Genomic DNA, 15,401 nt, shown 5'->3' with positions numbered 1-15,401 from the left:
GGTCCTCGATCTCGTCGGCGTCCGTCGTCACAGCTCGCTCTCTGCGGGCAGAGCGCTCCTCCGTCGATATTCTGTCGGAGTCTCGCCCGTGATCCGCAGGAGCTGCGCACGAAGGCGCGAAGGGCTCGCGAAGCCCGCACGGAACGCGATGTCGCTGATGCTGAGATCAGGGTGCGCGGCGAGAAGCTTCTGCGCCGTGTGCACGCGCCGCAGCGCGAGCATCGCGGCGACTCCGCTGTCGGCGTATCGGTAGAGCTGGCGCCGGCTGACGTGCAGCTCGTGCGCGAGCTGCACGACGTCGAGGCGAGGGTCGGTGTGCCGTGCGTCGACGACCGCGGCGAGCCGTGCGCGGAAGGTCGCCTCGTGGGACGTCGCCGCGGCGGTGCGGGGATGTTCCTGCAGGATGCCGCGCAGCAGACTGACGAGCGCATCGTCGAGCGAACGCGAGCTCGCCGCCTCGCCGCTCGGAAGATCCCGGGCGAGGCTTTCGAGCAGAGCACGGGATGCGCGCACGAGCGCGGTCTCCGAGAGCTGCGTCACGGGAGCCAGTGATGATCCGGTGACGCAGACGAGCGGAACCGCCAGCGCCACGATGTGAGCGCGGGGCGGCGCGGGGATGCGTGGGGTGAGACTCGTCAGGAGCATCGCCGTGACGGCGTCGGCGTGCGGGCCGCGGCTCGTGCGCACGTGCGTGAGCAGGGCGTAGGGACGCCGTGCGGTGAGAGGCGTCGCCGCGCGTTCGACGGCGGCGACGGCGCCGGAGACGATCAGACAGTCCGCGAGTTGCGAGATCCGTGCGGTCACCCTCACCCTCTGATCAGCCTTCCTTCGATCGCGACGGCGCCAGCGTATGAGGCCTCTCTCGAGGATCGAGCGTCGAGGCCGGGTTATCACCCCGGGCAATCACCCCCCCTGGCGTCCGCACGCCGATCGTGTGCGTGCGCGGCAGCGCGTCGCCGGGCATCGACTGTTCCGTGCCCAGTTGCTGGTCGGAGTTGAGACAAGAACCTGGTCCCGCCCGGATACTCGGTATCTTCACAGGTGAAAGTGCTGCCGACTCCCGAGGGAGTCAACGCCGATGAACGGGAGATCACCATGACCGACGACACGCCGCAGCCGATCCGCCCCACCGATGGCAAGGGCTGGCTCGACCTCGGACCGCGCGACATCTGGCGCGATCGCGAAAACCCCGACATCCTCGTGTCGCCGCCCACCGACGGCGGAACCGTGATGAACATGAGGTACAGCTTCTCGGACTCCCACCAGCGGCTTCAGCCCGGCGGGTGGGCGCGCGAGGTCACGAACCGCGACCTCCCCTCGTCACAGGATGTCGCCGGCGTCAACATGGCTCTCGAGCCGGGCGCCTACCGCGAACTGCACTGGCACAAAGAGGCGGAGTGGGGCCTCATGCTCGTCGGCAACGCTCGCGTCACGTCGGTCGACGAGAAGGGCCGGTACTTCATCGACGACATCGTCGCCGGTGACCTCTGGAACTTCGAGGCTGGCCTGCCGCACTCGATCCAGGGTCTCGACCAGGGTTGCGAGTTCCTGCTCGTCTTCAGCGAGCCGGACTTCTCCGAGAACAACACCTTCCTCCTGTCGGACTGGTTCATGCACACGCCGCAGGACGTCGTCGCGGCGAACTTCCGCAAGACCGAGGGCGAGATCTCGCAGTTCCCGAAGGAAGAGCTCTACATCTTCAAGGCCGACGTCCCCGGCCCCATCGCCGACGTCGAGCGTGCCACTCCGGCAGGCAAGGTGCCGTCGCCGTTCACCTTCCACATGAAGGATGCCGAGGTGATCGAGTCCGAGGCCGGCCGTGTGCGGATCGTCGACGTCAACAACTTCCCCGCGGCCAAGACGATCTCGGCCGCCTTCGTCGAGGTCGAACCGGGCGGCATGCGCGAGCTGCACTGGCACCCGAAGGCCGCGGAGTGGCAGTACTACATCCAGGGCAAGGCGAAGATGACCGTGTTCCTCTCGGGAGGCGTCGCGCGCACGTTCGACTTCCAGGCCGGCGATGTCGGGGTCGTTCCGCTCGTCGCGGGACACTACGTGCAGAACACCGGCGACGAGCCGCTCATCTTCGTCGAGGTCTTCAAGCACCCGGAGTACTCCGACATCTCGGCGCGCAAGTGGCTGGCATCCAACCCCGTGCACATCGTCGCGGACCACCTGCTGTCGACGGACGTCTTCGTCGAGTCGCTGCCCACGGACGACACCCCGGCACCGGTGATCTGGTACGACCAGTCGAAGATCCAGAAGTAGTCGTCATGGCCCGCATCCTTGTCGTCTATTCGAGTCTTTTCGGAGCGAACGCGGAGCTGGCAGGCCTCACCGACTCCGCCCTCGGCGCGCTCGGCGCCGAGGTGCGGGTCCGGCACGTGCGGGAGGTCGCGCTGTCGCGCGACGTCCAGCCCGCCGCCGCTGAAGGAGACATCGCATCGGCCGACGACCTCGCGTGGGCCGACGGCTTCGTCGTCAGCTCACAAGCCCACACGGGCCTCTTGTCCGCATCGATCAAGGCGTTCATCGATGAGAATCACGACGCCGCCGTGGCCGGCGCGTTCGTGAACAAGACCTTCACGGCGATGGCGACGTCGAACTTCGCGCACGCGGGACAGGAACGCGTCGTCGACGACCTCAACGCCGTCGGCGCCGCCTGGGGCTGCATCCTCGTGCCCCCGAGCACCGCGAACGACACGATCAACAAGCTCGACGGCAACCCGTACGGGCTCAGCTTCGTGCTCGCGCACGGCAAGATCCCCGACGTCGACACGGCGAAAGAGGTCCTCGCCGAGCATCTCGGACGATTCGTCGCCGTCACCGACGCCGTGGCGCCGCTGCGTGCCGGCGCCGCCGCCCCCGCGGCCGGGAACCGACCGCCCACTGCTGCAGACGCCCTCGGCTGAGCCCGAGGCGAAAGGAGACACCATGTCAAGCTCTGCACCGACCGGAGTCCAGGTCATCCAGGAGCATCCCGAGAAGATCCGCTTTCCCCTCATGGAGATGCCGTTCGTCGGCTTCCTCCTCGCCTTCATCGCCGGAACACTGAACGCCTGGACCCTCGCCAACGCGTCGACGTTCTCCACTGTCCAGTCGGGCAACGTGCTCTCCAGCGGGTACTGGCTCATCCAGGGAGACTGGGAGAAGTTCCAGTTCCCGTTCATCTCGGTCATCGCCTTCGGGGTGGGGTCCGCGCTCGCGGGCATCCTGATGACGGCGTTCCTGCGCAGCGGGCGCACCTTCACCGTGGGCATCCTCACCGTCCAGGTCGTCCTTCTGATCGTGCTGGGGATCTTCGCACTGGTCGTCGTCGGCTCGTCGCCGGTGCCGTGGGACAGCGGACTGGACCTCGGCAAGCTCCCGAAGGAGCACGCGCAGTACATCGCGTACGGCATCAGCTTCGTCGCCGGAGCACAGGGCAACGCGTTCCATAAGAACCACGGCATGCTCTATGGAGCCGTCGCGGTCACCTTCGTCGTGCAGATGGCCTTCAACTTCCTCGTGCAGGCCGCCTTCAAGAAGGAAGGCATCAACGGCACGCCGAACCTCAAGTGGGCAGGCATCTTCTTCCTGACGCTCCTCGGGTTCGCGGGTGGCGGTGCGATCGGCTTCCTCGCCGATGCGCTCATAGCCAACGGTGCATCGATCTTCCTCTCGGCGCTCATCGCGGTCCTGATCCTGATCGCGGCGCTCGTCATGAAGCGCAAGAACGTCGACCCGACGCCGGCCGGCAGTTTCGCGTGACCCGTGAGGAGGCGGGCGGGGCGACGAGCCTCCGCCCGCCTCCTCCGCGTCTGCGGGAAAGCCCGCCGGCGACACCAGTGAGGACCGTCCGACGATGATGACGAGAGCAGCGACGACCCGCAGCCCCTACCTCGTCCTGCTCGTCTGCGGTCTGCCGTTCCTCATGATGACCATCGACGGCACGGTCGTGAACGTCGCCCTGCCGACGATCGCTAAGGACCTCGGCGCCTCGCTGCAGTCGCTGCAGTGGATCGTGAGCGCCTACATCCTCGTCATCGCGAGCTTCGTGCTCATGGCGGGAATGCTCGCGGATCGCTTCGGTCGACGCCGGATCCTCGCGATCGGCGTCGCGGTGTTCACGGTCGGATCGTTCCTGTGCGGTCTCGCGCCCGACGAGGGTCTGCTCATCGCCTCGCGCGGCTTCCAAGCGATCGGCGGCGCCATGATCTCGCCTTCCGCGCTCGCGATCGTGACGAACACCTTCACTCAGCCGGCGGCGCGGGCCAAGGCTCTCGGCTGGTGGTCGGTCATCGCCAGCGCCGGCATCGCGATCGGTCCCCTGCTCGGCGGGCTGCTCGTGCAGTCGCTCGGGTGGCGCGCGGTGTTCTGGGTCAACATCATCCCCGGCGTGATCGCCGTCATCGCGCTCCTCGTCTGGGCGCCGGTCTCGCGTGCGGCCAAGACGAAGCCCTTCGACCCGGTGGGACAGATCCTGCTCGTGCTCGTCCTCGGCAGCGTCGTGTTCGTCATCATCGAGCTGTCGACCCTCGGGTGGAGCTCGCCCTTCATCATCGGCGGGTGCGTGATCGGCGTCGTCGCGCTCGTCAGCATGATCGTCGTCGAACGACGCAAGACCGAGGCGCTCATCCCGTTCGAGCTGTTCCGCAGCCGCGCGTTCACGACGTCGATCCTGACGCTCGTGTTCGGTGTGCTGGGCCTGGGCGCCGTCGCGTTCACGTTGAGTCTCTTCTTGCAGAACTACCGCGGGCTCTCCCCGGCAGAGGCCGGGCTGTTCACGCTGCCCATGGCGGTCGGATCGATGATCGCGGCACCCCTGGCGGGACGCGTCGTCGCGGCGGGCCGTGCACGTGCCGTCCTGGTGTTCGCGGCCGTGCTCATCATCGTCGCCGGTGCCGCATTCTGGGTCACGGCCGATGCGGCGATCTGGCTCGTGCTCATTCCGTTCCTCCTCGTGGGCCTCGGCTTCGGAGCGCTCAACGACCCCGTCAACGTGTCCGCCATCTCCGAGCTGCCGAACGAGAAGGCAGGCTTCGCGGCGAGCCTCATCGCGATGGGCCGACAGGTCGGCCAGGTGCTCGGCGTCGCGGTCGCCGGCGCGCTCCTGGCGGCGGGGCTCGGCGCCGACATGAAGGCGCATTTCGCCGAAGCGGCGACGTCGGTGTGGATCCTCCTCATCGTCGTCGGCGTCGTCATCCTCGTGATCAACGTCCTCCCCGCCCGAACCGGGGCACTCCCGCCGGCGCACTCCGTCCCGACCGTGCGGCATGCTCCGCCGCCCGCCGGCTGAAGGGTCAGGCGCATCGTGCACACTCCGACCCCTGCTCGTCCGTGGCGGCCCTCGCTGTGGCTGAGGTCGCTCGCGTCGACCGCGCCGGCCCGCTGGCCCGTGGGTCGATCGATTCGGACGAGCATCTCCGTCGCCGCGCCGCTCATCGTCGCTTCGCTCCTGGGCCACGCGGTGGTCGGGATGTGGATCAGCATGGGGTCGCTGCTGCTGGCGATGGGTGAGCACGCCGACGCGTATCCGTCCCGGTTCCGCCGCATCCTGATCTGCGCCCCCATCGCGTCGGCCTCCTACCTTCTCGGCTGGTTGTCCGGGGCGCCGCCCGTCGTCACGATCCTGGTCATGACGCTCCTCGCGTTCGGCGGCGGGATCCTCAGCGGCTACTCGGGACCGCTCTCGGTCGCGACGATGCAGGGCATGCTCACGGCAGCCATCGCGATCGGCGTCCCCGCGGCCGCACCCTATTGGCCGGCGGCGGTCCTCTTTCTCGCGGGCGCTGCCCTCTATGCGCTGCTGCTCGGCATCGAAGCCCTCTTCAACCGTCATCGGCCCCAGCGCGACGCACTCGCCGCGGTGCTGCGGGCGCTCGCGGATCTGTCGCACACGCGGGCGGAGGGCGGGGACGACGTCGTGGCCGGGCGCGCCCGCACGGTCGCCGCGATCGACACCTACGCGCAGATGGAGATCGCGCTGCGGGGGAGCGCGCAGGGTCCGACCCGCGAATACGCCCGCTCGGCTCTCATCACGCGAGCGGCCGATCAGCTGCTCGCGCGCCTGCTCGCGCACGACGTGGACCGTGCGCTGTGCGCGTCGGCCGCGACGCGGCTCACGACCGCGGCCGACGCGGTGGCGAGCGGACACCGCCCGGCCGCTCGCACGTCACCCGACGGCGCGCTCGTGCGGGTCGGGATGCTCGAGGATGCCATCTGGGGCAAGAGCTCAGCGCCCGCGGACGATGCGCCGCCCGGGCGCCGCGTCTCGGCGCCGAGCCCCGAGCTGCTCATGACGGCTGTGCGGCTCGCGTTGTGCACGGCCCTGGCCTACATCGCCTTCTACCTCGTGCCTCTCGCGCACCCGTACTGGATCGCGCTGACGGTCGCGCTGGTGATGAAACCCGATCTGGGCTCGGTCTTCGCGCGCGGCGTGCTGCGCAGCGCCGGCACCGTCGGAGGCGCCGTCATCGCCATCGGCGTGGGTGCGGTCATCCACGAGCCGCTGCTCCTCGGCGCCGCCGTCGCCGTCCTGGCCGCCGTACTGCCGTGGGCGGCCGCACGCTCGTACGCCCTGCAGGCACTGCTGCTGACGCCGCTCATCATGGTGCTGCTGACGATGATCGCGTCGGGGGAGTCCGTGTCGGACCTCTCGACGGCCCGCATCCTCACGACCGTCATCGGAAGCGCGATCGTCATCGTCTTCGGCTACCTCATCTGGCCCTCCGCCCGGCACGCGCGCATCGCCGCCCCGTTCGCATCGTCGGTCGCCGCGCTCACGCAGTACGCCGGCGACGTCGCAGCCGGAAAGGATGCCGCGACGATCACCGCGGATCGTCGCCGGGCGTACCGGACGCTGTCGGACACCAACGTGAGCGTGCAGCGCACTCTCGCCGAGCCGCCGCCGGCGGGCCGCGAGGCGTGGGCGTGGATCCCCGTCGTGACAGCCGCCGAACGCGTCGCCGACCGGATCACGGATGCTTCGGCCTCGCGTCCGCCGCAGGATGTGTCGGCGGACCTCCCGGCCTTGAAGGCGATCGCGGCGGAGCTCGAGTCCTTCGCTGCCGACGCCGACGTGAAAGAGCGTCCCGTGCGCGTGCCGGCTCCTCCCGCGCACGGCGGGGAATCCGCCGACGCCGTCGTGCGCGAGCTCGCGGACGAAGTGGCCAATCTGCGGCCGATGCTCGAGCGGCGGCATCCGGATCGTGCCGAACACGGCGGCCGCGGCCGCCCATCCCGCTAGCCTCATAAACGTGACAGACACGACCCCTGCACCCGCCACCGGCCTCGAGGTCGGGTTGACCACCTGGTCCTCGCCCAACCCGTTCGGAGAGGCCACGGCATATGTCCTCGTGCATCCGCTCACGCGGGCCGACGACGGCACGCTCGCGGAGGCCGTCACGGGCATGGGGCTCAAGCGGCTCGACGCCGACGGCGACATCCTGCCGATCGGCACCGAGATCCTCTACGCGTCGCTGCGCGCCCTGCGCGTCGAGCTGTGCACCCCGGCGGGTGTGTGGCTCGACCAGCCCGTCACCGACGACTGGACGGCCAATGCCGTCGGCCGTCGATACGTCGTTCTCGTCGTCGGCACGCAACCGCTCGCCGACGACGCCGATGGTGAGGCGCTGAGCGCCTACCTCGCCGACCGCGAGCACATCTACACGGCGCTGGTGAAGATCCGCGTGCGCGTCGAGAACCCCTGACCGACGCTAGAACGCGCCCGTGATGCTGCGGCGCATGATGTAGCGTCCGACGAAGGCCGACCCCGCGACGGCGAACATCATCGGCACGTAGAAGTCGAAGCTCTGACCCGTGAACTCGATCACGATCACGAGCGCGCTGATGGGGGCGTGGATCGCGCTGGCGAGGAACGCCGCGGCACCGACGACGGCGAACGCGGCGATGGGGGTACCGGGCCAGAAGATGTTCCAGATGCCGCCGAGGAGCGCGCCGAGCGAGGCGCCGAAGGCGATCGACGGTGTCAGAGTTCCACCGGCCGTGCCCACACCGTAGGTCGCGAGGGTCACGGCGGCCTTCACCGCGATCGCGAGCGCGAGCACGATGAGCGTCGTGTCGGCGTTGAACGCGGTCGTCGAGAGGGGGCCGCCGTCGCCGAGGATCTCGGGCAGGGGCCACGCGATGAGCCCCACCGCCGCGTAGGTGAGGGGCATGAGCCACAGGATGCGCGCCGTCGTCGGGCGGCGTGCGATGAGCCAGCCGATCCCCCGCGCGAACCAGGCGCCGCCCAGACCGAAGATCGGTCCCGCGAGGATCGCCCAGATGTACAGCTGCGGTGTCACCTCCATGCGCTCGAGCGCGAACAGCGGCGTCTCGGGCACGAGCAGGCCGCCCACCGTCGCCGCGATCGCCGAGGTCGTGACCGCCATGATGACCACCGGTACGCGGAAGCCGAGGTAGACGACCTCGAGGGCGAAGATCGCGCCGCCCAGCGGGATGTCGTAGACCGCGGCGAGGCCCGCGCCCGCGCCGCACGCGACGAGGGCCTTTCGCTCTTCGCTCGAGAGCCCGGACTTCGAGCTGAGCCAGGCGCCCACGAGCGCGCCCATCTGACGCGGGGCGAGCTCGCGGCCCGCCGAGCCGCCGAGTCCCACGACCACCATCTGCAGCAGTCCGTCGGCGATCGTCTTGAAGGTCGGCATCTTCTGCCCCTGCACGGCATCGTCGTCCGAGATGGGCAGGGGCGGCCGGCGCCGCAGCAGGTACCAGCCGATCGCGCCGATGATGCCCGCCGACGTCACCGCCGCGAAGCGACGCCACGGCGGCGTCTGCTCGATCGACTCGAGCAGCGTGCCCGAGCCGGGACTGTGCCCGAACGCGAGGTACGCCGTCGCGTTGAGCACGAGCACGATGGCGATGCCCGCGAGCCCCGCGCCGACGCCGACGGCGATCGTGACGAGGGCGAGCCGCAGCCAGTCTTTGCGGCCCGGCTGGTGCCCCTGCACGCTCATGCTCATCCCGCGCGGGCCGTCAGCACCTGGGCGCCGACGGCGACCGCAGACGCGAGAGCCGATAGCAGGTCGGCCGGAGGCGTCCCCGGAGCGGGCTCGGGTGCCGGATCGGGCAGGATGCTGCGCGCGACGGGCCGTCCGATCAGGGCGGTCAGATCCCGGGCGGTCACGAAGAAGTCCAAGCCGTTGCCCGGACGGTACGAGCGTTCCGCCCGCACGGAGCCGTCGGCTGCGAGAACCTCGATCCGGAACACGAGGATGCGCCGTCGCCCGCCCTCGTAGACCTCCTCGGACTCGTGGCTCCAGTGCCGCATGACCGCCTGGGGCGGCGGGAGGTCCTCGAGGCCGGGCACGCCGACCGTGGCCTCGCTGCGTGCCGAACGCGGTTCGAGCACCGAGGCGAACTCGGCGCGCGCGACGTCGGGCGCAGCGCCGTCGCCCAGTGCGACATGTACGCGCAGGCGTTGACTCGTGCGGTTGGTCAGCTCGAGCGCCTCGTCGGTGAGACGAACGTGCACGACGTCCGACGCGCGGATGGCGGGCAGATCCGACGCCGGATCCTCGGGCGCCTCTGCGGCCCCGGGGGCGTCGGCGGTCTCGGCGGGCGGTGCGGGCGCGTCGGAGACGACGATGCCGGGCGCGGCCGTCGCCCCCAGACTGAACGCCAACTCGACCATCGAAGACACCTGCTGGGCGACCGCTGCTCCATGCCGCGCGTGCGCGCGGTCGAACACGAGCACGATGTCGGCGTCGGGGTGGTCGGCGATGAGCTGGGCCGCGGCGATGGAGCCGGGCGGCACGGCGGCGACGATAGCCCCGGGTCGCGAGGTGAGGGTGTGCAGGGAGCGTTCGGGCTGTGCGTGCGGGAACTCGCGCCATTCGGGTGCGGCCGCGCGCGCGATGACGCGGCCCGCGATGCCGGAGTGCACCGCCGAGCCCTGTGTGCCGCGTCCGTTGAGGTGCGCGACGCGACGGCGTGACGTCGAGGCGAGGGCCGCGCCGACGTAGAGCTCGTAGGCCGACACCGATTCGGCGGGGGTCACGACGGCGACCGGTCCGGCGAGCGGGGCGGAGGCGGCCGGCAGCACGACGAGGGCGAGGGGGGACTCCGTTGCATCGGCAGCGGCTGCGGAGGCTGCTGCGCCGAGCCGCTCCGCGACGGTGTGCCGGCTCTCGGCGCCGCGTTGCGCGATGGCCGCGATGACGCTCTGCGCTGCGACCGCGTCGAGGGCGGCCGCGTACTCGCGCGCTTCAGCGACGTCGGCAGTCGGGGGCGTGGCATCCGTCGCGTCGAAACCGAGCTCGCGCAGGCGCCGGAGCACCGACTCGTCGGCGTCGGCGGACGCGGTGACGACAGTGGCGATGGCCATGCACGTCAGCCTAGCGACGGCTCTCGCGGGCGAACGGCGCACGCCTCAGTCGGGCACGCATCGGACGGCGCTCGCCGCCCGGCGGCTCATGCGCGGTCACGCACCGACGGGCGCGGCGACAGGGGGCGCGGATGCCGGGAGCTCGACCAGCCGCGATCGATAGAGCTCGGCGAGTGCCACCGGGCCGGCGGCGAACGCGCGCCGCTGCGCGTCCGCGCCCGTTCTGCCCGCCGTGGCCTGGATGATCAGGTCCGCGACGCTCGCACGGTCGATCGGGTCGTGGATATGCGGGATGATGCGGCGATAGAGCCCTCGCAGGACCTGTGGCGCCGGTGCGAGGCGTCCGCTCGACGGGTCGACCAGTGTCGCCTCCGTGCCGTGCCGGGACGCGTGCCAGAGAGCCGCGTCGGTCAGCGTGTGCTCGGCGTCGTCGACGCGCTCCTTCGTCGCGACGTCGGTGAGGGCGCGGATGAGCACGGCGAGGCCGATGCTCGACCACGCGTCGAGCTGCGCGTCGCACACACGCACTTCGAGCGTGGGATAGGCGGTCGGCAGTCGCACGTTCCAGTTGATCGTGGCGGAGTCGCTCGTGGCGCCGATCCCCCGCAGAGCCGAGACGGTCTCGTCGTGGTGCGCGGCGTCGCGGAAGCGCGGCGGAACGCCGTAGGTCGTCCAGCGCCGGCTGTGCACGGCGCGCCAGCTGGCGAAGCCCGTGTCGCGACCGCGCCAGAACGGAGAGTTGGCAGAGAGAGCGAGCAGGACGGGGATCCAGGGCCGCAGGGCGTTGGACGCACGCACGCGATCCTCGCGGTCCGCGATCCCGATGTGCACGTGCAGTCCGTTGATCTGGTGGTCCTGGACGAGCGCGCCGATGTCGGCGCCGATGCGCGCGTAGCGGTCGTCGGGAGTGAGCGCGGCGTCAGCGGCGAGGTCGAAGGGCGTGCCCGACGCGGCCGCCAGGACTCCGGCATCCGTGGCCCAGCCGGCGAGGCGGCGCCGAAAGCCGCAGACGGCGTCGAGGGCATCCGCGGACGTGCGGCAGATCGGCGTGGAGAACTCGACCTGCGACGGGAAGAACTCCTTGTCGACGAGGCCGCCGTCGGTCGCGGCACCCAGATCGCGGATCGCGTCGAGGCCGAGCGGCACCGGACGAAGAGTGATCGGGTCGAGCAGCACGTACTCCTCTTCGATGCCGAACGTCGCGGCCATCGGGGCTCCCCTCGTTCGGCGTCCTTCGGGACAGCGAACACCAGCGGGCCAGGCCGCGCACGAGGCTTGACAGTCACGAGCTGTTGCGACAGTGCTCGGCTCGACTGGGCAGGAAGCGGGAATCCGGGCAGACTGGAGGACGGCCATCGCGCAGTTCACCGGGGAGTCGTCCATGTTCAGAAGAGTCACATCGATCCTGACGATCGCGGCGGTCGCGGTTCTTGCGGCGTTCACTCCCGTCAGCGCCGCGGCGACGATCCTCGTCGACGTGGCGGCGAGCCCCGAGACGATCACGGTCGGGCAGACCTCGACGATCACCGCGACCGACCTCGGCGGCATCGACTCGGTGGTCTTCGAGCTCGATGCGACACCGGGCGGTCTGCTGTCGTCGGGCGGTTCATCCGGTGCGACACTCGAGGTCGCCGCCAGTGGCGGGACCGCGCAGGTCGAGTTCAGCGCGACCGAGCCGGGGACGTTCGAGATCATGGTCGTCGAAGGCGGCACGACTCTGGCTGCGACCGCTGTCGTCGTGTCGGCGCCGATCGAGTCCGGTCCGGGCGCTGCCACGCTCACCGCGACGCCCGAGTCGATCGGTGTCGGAGACAGCGCGACCGTGACCGCCGAGGGCTTGGGCGATCTCGCCGAGGCGACCTTCGGTCTCGACGGGACGCCGGGCGGAATGCTCTCGCACGAGTCGACGACCGCCACCATCGTTCCGGTGCCCGTGGCCGACGGCGGTGCGGTTGCCGAGTTCACCGCGACGGAGCCCGGGATCTTCACGATCACGGTGGCGGACGGTGAGACGGTGCTCGCGATGACCACCGTGACCGTCGACGAGGCCCTCACGACGCCGTCGAGCACACCCAGCGCTTCGCCCACGTCGACGGACACCGAGGCGGATGCCTCCGGGTTCCCCTGGATCCTCGTGGGCATCGCAGCGCTCGTCGTGATCGCCGGAGTGGTCGTCGCGATCGTCCTGGTGCGCCGGCGAAAGACCGCCTGATCACCCTTTACACGCCAGAGAGCGACGTGTCGACCCCTGGATCGGGGGAGGATGACTGCCTAACGTGACCCGTACCGGCCCGCGACGGTTACGTCGCACGGTGCCCCCAGCACCGATGCCCGTCCCCAGCGGGCGCGCGACGGCTCCGGGCCGGTACAGGTCGTCCCGGACGATCAGCGCCAACTGACTCGTCCGGGACGTCCGCCGTAAGGCGGGAAGTTCAGTGACCCCCAGTCCCCAGGACTCCCCATGAGACGAGGCGAAAGGCAGATCCGCCAAGATCCCCCAGTGCCTTCTTCCCCGTCTGAGAAAAAGCTAACGTGTCCGCCACAAGGGGGACAAGCGGATCTGAGAGTCTTTGGCAATTCCTGAGGTTCGGGCGTTGTGCACCGTTCTTCCCTGAGGATGCGGGTGGTCGTACGGTCCGGAACGACTCCCGTTGACGGGGCCTACCGGACAGGCGTCATGACGTCCAGACTCGGGTCAGGTCTTTCGTCGACCGAACCCCAGCCGTCGTTCTCAGGAAAGGACCGGGACTCGTGGAAAGAGTGCGGGGGACGACCGGACGCACATCGCCACGGCATCGGTGGGTCGCCGCCCTCTTCGCGGCTCTGCTCACCATGATGGGCGGTGTCGTCGCGCTGATCGAGGTGCGCCTGATCGGCGACCTGATCGAGCAAGACGGTCTCGAGGCGTTCTACCACCAGCCGGTCGACGCGCTCGACGGAGATCCGGGCTCGCTCGTGAGAAGCGAGCCGCTGTTGGGGGTGCCCCTGGATGCGCGGGCGTGGCGCGTGATGTACCGCTCGACCGATCTGAACGGAGACCCCGTCATCGCGACGGGGGTCGTCGTCACGCCGCTGGGTCCCGCGCCGGCCGGTGGACGGACGGTCGTGTCGTGGGGGCATCCGACGACGGGGTCTGCGCGATCCTGCGCTCCCTCGCTCGGGGTGGACCCGTACATCGGCGTCGAGGGGATGCGGGTTCTGCTGGATCGCGGATACACCGTGGTCGCGACCGACTACACGGGGATGGGCGCGGACGGTCCCGACTCGTACCTCATCGGCGTGACCGAGGGGCATAGCGTCCTGGATGCGGTGCGAGCCGCGCAGGCGATCCCCGCCGCCCAGGCCGGCTCGGACGTCGTGCTGTGGGGTCACTCTCAGGGCAGGCAAGCCGTGCTGTTCGCCGCCGAACTCGCCGCGGACTATGCGCCGGAGCTCACCGTGCGTGCCGTCGCCGCTGCCGCTCCTGCCGCAGACCTCACGGCGCTCATGAAGACGCACCTCGACGATGTGTCCGGCGTCACCATCGGGTCGTACGCGTTCTCGGCCTTCGCCGAGATCTACGCCGACCGCGGAGCGGAACTCGGCGACATCCTCACGCCGGAGGCCCTGGCGATCCAGCCGCAGATGAACGACCTGTGCTTGCTCAGCCACATCTCCGAGTTGCACGAGATCGCCGGTCCCGTCGTCGGCAACTTCGTCTCGGCCGATCCCACCACCGTCGAACCGTGGGCGACGCTGCTCGAGGAGAACTCAGTCGGAGCATCCGCGTTCTCGGCGCCGCTGCTCGTGGTTCAGGGGCTCGAGGATGAGCTGGTGCGACCCGCCGACACGGAAGGCTACGTCGCGCATGCCGAATCGCTCGGCATGGACGTCACCTACCGCACGATCTCGATCGCCACACACGGCACCATCGCCTACCTCGGTCTCATCGAGCTCGTGACGTTCCTCGACGGGGTCGGCGTGTGAGGCGGGACGGATCGTCGAGCCTGCGCGCACATGGGGTCGGATGCTGCTGAGCGGTGCGCGCCGTCGGCACAGGCCTCGACGCGGCATTCACGCTCGCCGACGGCGGCGTCATATCCGGCGCCGGTCGTTGCGTCGTTGCGACGTGCTCAGGCGTCCGGGGTGAGTCGGTCGCGCACTCGCGTTCGGTCGAGCGCTGGCGTTCAGTCGAAGAGGAATCGGTCGTCGCCGGTCCTCCCGGATCGTCGCGGTCGTCACCGATCGTCACCCATCGTCGCGTCGTTGCGACGCGGTTCAGACGTCCGAGGTGAGTCGGTCGAGGAGTGTTGTGGGTGAGGATGTGACGGGTCGCCATTTCAGGTGGGGGTCCCACCAGGCGGGTCCGCGGATTTCGGGGACGCCGCGTCTCATCCGGATGTGCCATCCGCTGGTGTCGAGGGTGCGGTGGTGCCACCAGCACAGGGGCACCCCGTTGCTGGTGTGTGTGGGTCCGCCCTGGGCGTGTTCGACGACATGGTGCAGTTCGCACCATTCGAAGGGGACGTGGCATCCGGGGATGATGCAGCCCCCGTCGCGGAGCCCGATCGCGCGGCGTTGGCGGCGGTTGAACACGCGTTCCTGGGTGTGGATCGACACGATCCGGTCGTTCTCGCCGAGCACGACCCGCTGCACCGCCCCGGAACAGGCGATGTGCCGGGCGACGGACAGGGATACCGGGTCGTTCAGGCCGCTGAGGAACGCGGCACCCTGCCCGGTGGCGAGGTCCTTTTCCCGCACGGACACCACGAGCGTGGGTGCGGCACCACCCAGGGTGGGAAGGGCAGCGGACTCGGCGGCGGTGGTCAGCATGATCGCCAACGCGTCGTGCTGCTTCTGCGTGCGGGTGCGGTCATCGGCGGTGCCCGGCAACGGTTCGTCACGATCACCGTCGTCGTGGCCGTCGAACCGTGGCCCGGTGACCGGCACCCCGTTCACTTTCGGGTTCAGCAGGGCATCGAACCCGCGCTGCAACTGCGCGAGCCTGTCAAATGGTCTGTGTAAGGGGTGAGGCTTCACCCTGAAGGAGACACTGATGACTATGAATGCTGTTAGCCCGGAGCGCGAGGAACGT

The 15,401-nt window shown here is 69.8% G+C and carries 13 protein-coding genes; 8 read left to right on the top strand and 5 right to left on the bottom strand.

The window, feature by feature from the left end; all coding sequences use genetic code 11:
* Positions 1 to 27: 27 nt before the first annotated feature.
* Positions 28 to 804, bottom strand: coding sequence for a helix-turn-helix domain-containing protein (locus ACFC3F_RS10695; RefSeq protein ID WP_376129238.1), 777 nt, complete (start codon positions 802 to 804; stop codon positions 28 to 30).
* 291 nt (positions 805 to 1,095) lie between these two features.
* Between ACFC3F_RS10695 and ACFC3F_RS10690 the strand changes: the two genes are divergently transcribed.
* The 6 genes from ACFC3F_RS10690 to ACFC3F_RS10665 all read left to right on the top strand — a co-directional run bounded on the left by ACFC3F_RS10690 (position 1,096) and on the right by ACFC3F_RS10665 (position 7,691).
* Positions 1,096 to 2,268, top strand: a complete 1,173-nt coding sequence (locus ACFC3F_RS10690; protein WP_376129236.1) for a cupin domain-containing protein — start codon at positions 1,096 to 1,098, stop codon at positions 2,266 to 2,268.
* A 5-nt stretch (positions 2,269 to 2,273) separates the two neighbouring features.
* Positions 2,274 to 2,912 carry a flavodoxin family protein gene (locus tag ACFC3F_RS10685; protein ID WP_376129234.1) on the top strand — a complete coding sequence of 213 codons (639 nt, stop codon included), beginning with the start codon at positions 2,274 to 2,276 and terminating at the stop codon, positions 2,910 to 2,912.
* Positions 2,913 to 2,934: 22 nt separating this feature from the next.
* Positions 2,935 to 3,750 (top strand): DUF1275 family protein, encoded by an 816-nt coding sequence (locus tag ACFC3F_RS10680; RefSeq protein ID WP_376129232.1) that lies wholly within the window; start codon positions 2,935 to 2,937, stop codon positions 3,748 to 3,750.
* Between the two features lie 94 nt (positions 3,751 to 3,844).
* Positions 3,845 to 5,278, top strand: a complete 1,434-nt coding sequence (locus ACFC3F_RS10675) for a DHA2 family efflux MFS transporter permease subunit (protein ID WP_376129230.1) — start codon at positions 3,845 to 3,847, stop codon at positions 5,276 to 5,278.
* A 15-nt stretch (positions 5,279 to 5,293) separates the two neighbouring features.
* Complete coding sequence (locus ACFC3F_RS10670; protein ID WP_376129228.1) at positions 5,294 to 7,228, top strand: FUSC family protein; 1,935 nt, start codon at positions 5,294 to 5,296, stop codon at positions 7,226 to 7,228.
* 10 nt (positions 7,229 to 7,238) lie between these two features.
* On the top strand, positions 7,239 to 7,691 hold the full coding sequence (locus ACFC3F_RS10665) for a hypothetical protein (protein WP_376129226.1): 453 nt from the start codon (positions 7,239 to 7,241) through the stop codon (positions 7,689 to 7,691).
* A 6-nt stretch (positions 7,692 to 7,697) separates the two neighbouring features.
* Here the strand turns inward: ACFC3F_RS10665 and ACFC3F_RS10660 are convergent, their stop codons facing one another.
* From ACFC3F_RS10660 to ACFC3F_RS10650, 3 genes are all read right to left on the bottom strand, one after another.
* Positions 7,698 to 8,957 carry a chloride channel protein gene (locus ACFC3F_RS10660; RefSeq protein WP_376129224.1) on the bottom strand — a complete coding sequence of 420 codons (1,260 nt, stop codon included), beginning with the start codon at positions 8,955 to 8,957 and terminating at the stop codon, positions 7,698 to 7,700.
* 2 nt (positions 8,958 to 8,959) lie between these two features.
* Complete coding sequence (locus ACFC3F_RS10655; protein ID WP_376129222.1) at positions 8,960 to 10,327, bottom strand: hypothetical protein; 1,368 nt, start codon at positions 10,325 to 10,327, stop codon at positions 8,960 to 8,962.
* 96 nt (positions 10,328 to 10,423) lie between these two features.
* Positions 10,424 to 11,536, bottom strand: a complete 1,113-nt coding sequence (locus ACFC3F_RS10650) for a YbdK family carboxylate-amine ligase (RefSeq protein ID WP_376129220.1) — start codon at positions 11,534 to 11,536, stop codon at positions 10,424 to 10,426.
* A 172-nt stretch (positions 11,537 to 11,708) separates the two neighbouring features.
* Here ACFC3F_RS10650 and ACFC3F_RS10645 point away from each other — a divergent pair, with 172 nt between their 5' ends.
* The gene (locus tag ACFC3F_RS10645) at positions 11,709 to 12,539 is read left to right on the top strand and encodes a hypothetical protein (RefSeq protein ID WP_376129218.1); all 831 of its coding nucleotides are present in this window, start codon (positions 11,709 to 11,711) and stop codon (positions 12,537 to 12,539) included.
* A gap of 539 nt (positions 12,540 to 13,078) precedes the next feature.
* A complete protein-coding gene (locus ACFC3F_RS10640; RefSeq protein WP_376129216.1) occupies positions 13,079 to 14,293 on the top strand; it encodes a lipase family protein in 1,215 nt (404 codons plus the stop codon).
* Between the two features lie 291 nt (positions 14,294 to 14,584).
* Here the strand turns inward: ACFC3F_RS10640 and ACFC3F_RS10635 are convergent.
* The coding region (locus ACFC3F_RS10635) for a DUF222 domain-containing protein (RefSeq protein ID WP_376129214.1) at positions 14,585 to 15,401 on the bottom strand (817 nt) is incomplete at its 5' end.

This window comes from Microbacterium sp. NPDC055910, from assembly GCF_042271185.1.
Taxonomy (GTDB): domain Bacteria; phylum Actinomycetota; class Actinomycetes; order Actinomycetales; family Microbacteriaceae; genus Microbacterium.
Note: the sequence above shows the minus strand (reverse complement) of the source record. Positions and strands in the feature narration are given on the sequence as shown.

Coding starts and splice junctions, on each gene's coding strand:
- ACFC3F_RS10685 (WP_376129234.1), top strand. CDS start 2,274: ATGGCCCGCATCCTTGTCGTCTATTCGAGTCTTTTCGGAGCGAACGCG.
- ACFC3F_RS10680 (WP_376129232.1), top strand. CDS start 2,935: ATGTCAAGCTCTGCACCGACCGGAGTCCAGGTCATCCAGGAGCATCCC.
- ACFC3F_RS10655 (WP_376129222.1), bottom strand. CDS start 10,327: ATGGCCATCGCCACTGTCGTCACCGCGTCCGCCGACGCCGACGAGTCG.
- ACFC3F_RS10675 (WP_376129230.1), top strand. CDS start 3,845: ATGATGACGAGAGCAGCGACGACCCGCAGCCCCTACCTCGTCCTGCTC.
- ACFC3F_RS10660 (WP_376129224.1), bottom strand. CDS start 8,957: ATGAGCGTGCAGGGGCACCAGCCGGGCCGCAAAGACTGGCTGCGGCTC.
- ACFC3F_RS10650 (WP_376129220.1), bottom strand. CDS start 11,536: ATGGCCGCGACGTTCGGCATCGAAGAGGAGTACGTGCTGCTCGACCCG.
- ACFC3F_RS10645 (WP_376129218.1), top strand. CDS start 11,709: ATGTTCAGAAGAGTCACATCGATCCTGACGATCGCGGCGGTCGCGGTT.
- ACFC3F_RS10690 (WP_376129236.1), top strand. CDS start 1,096: ATGACCGACGACACGCCGCAGCCGATCCGCCCCACCGATGGCAAGGGC.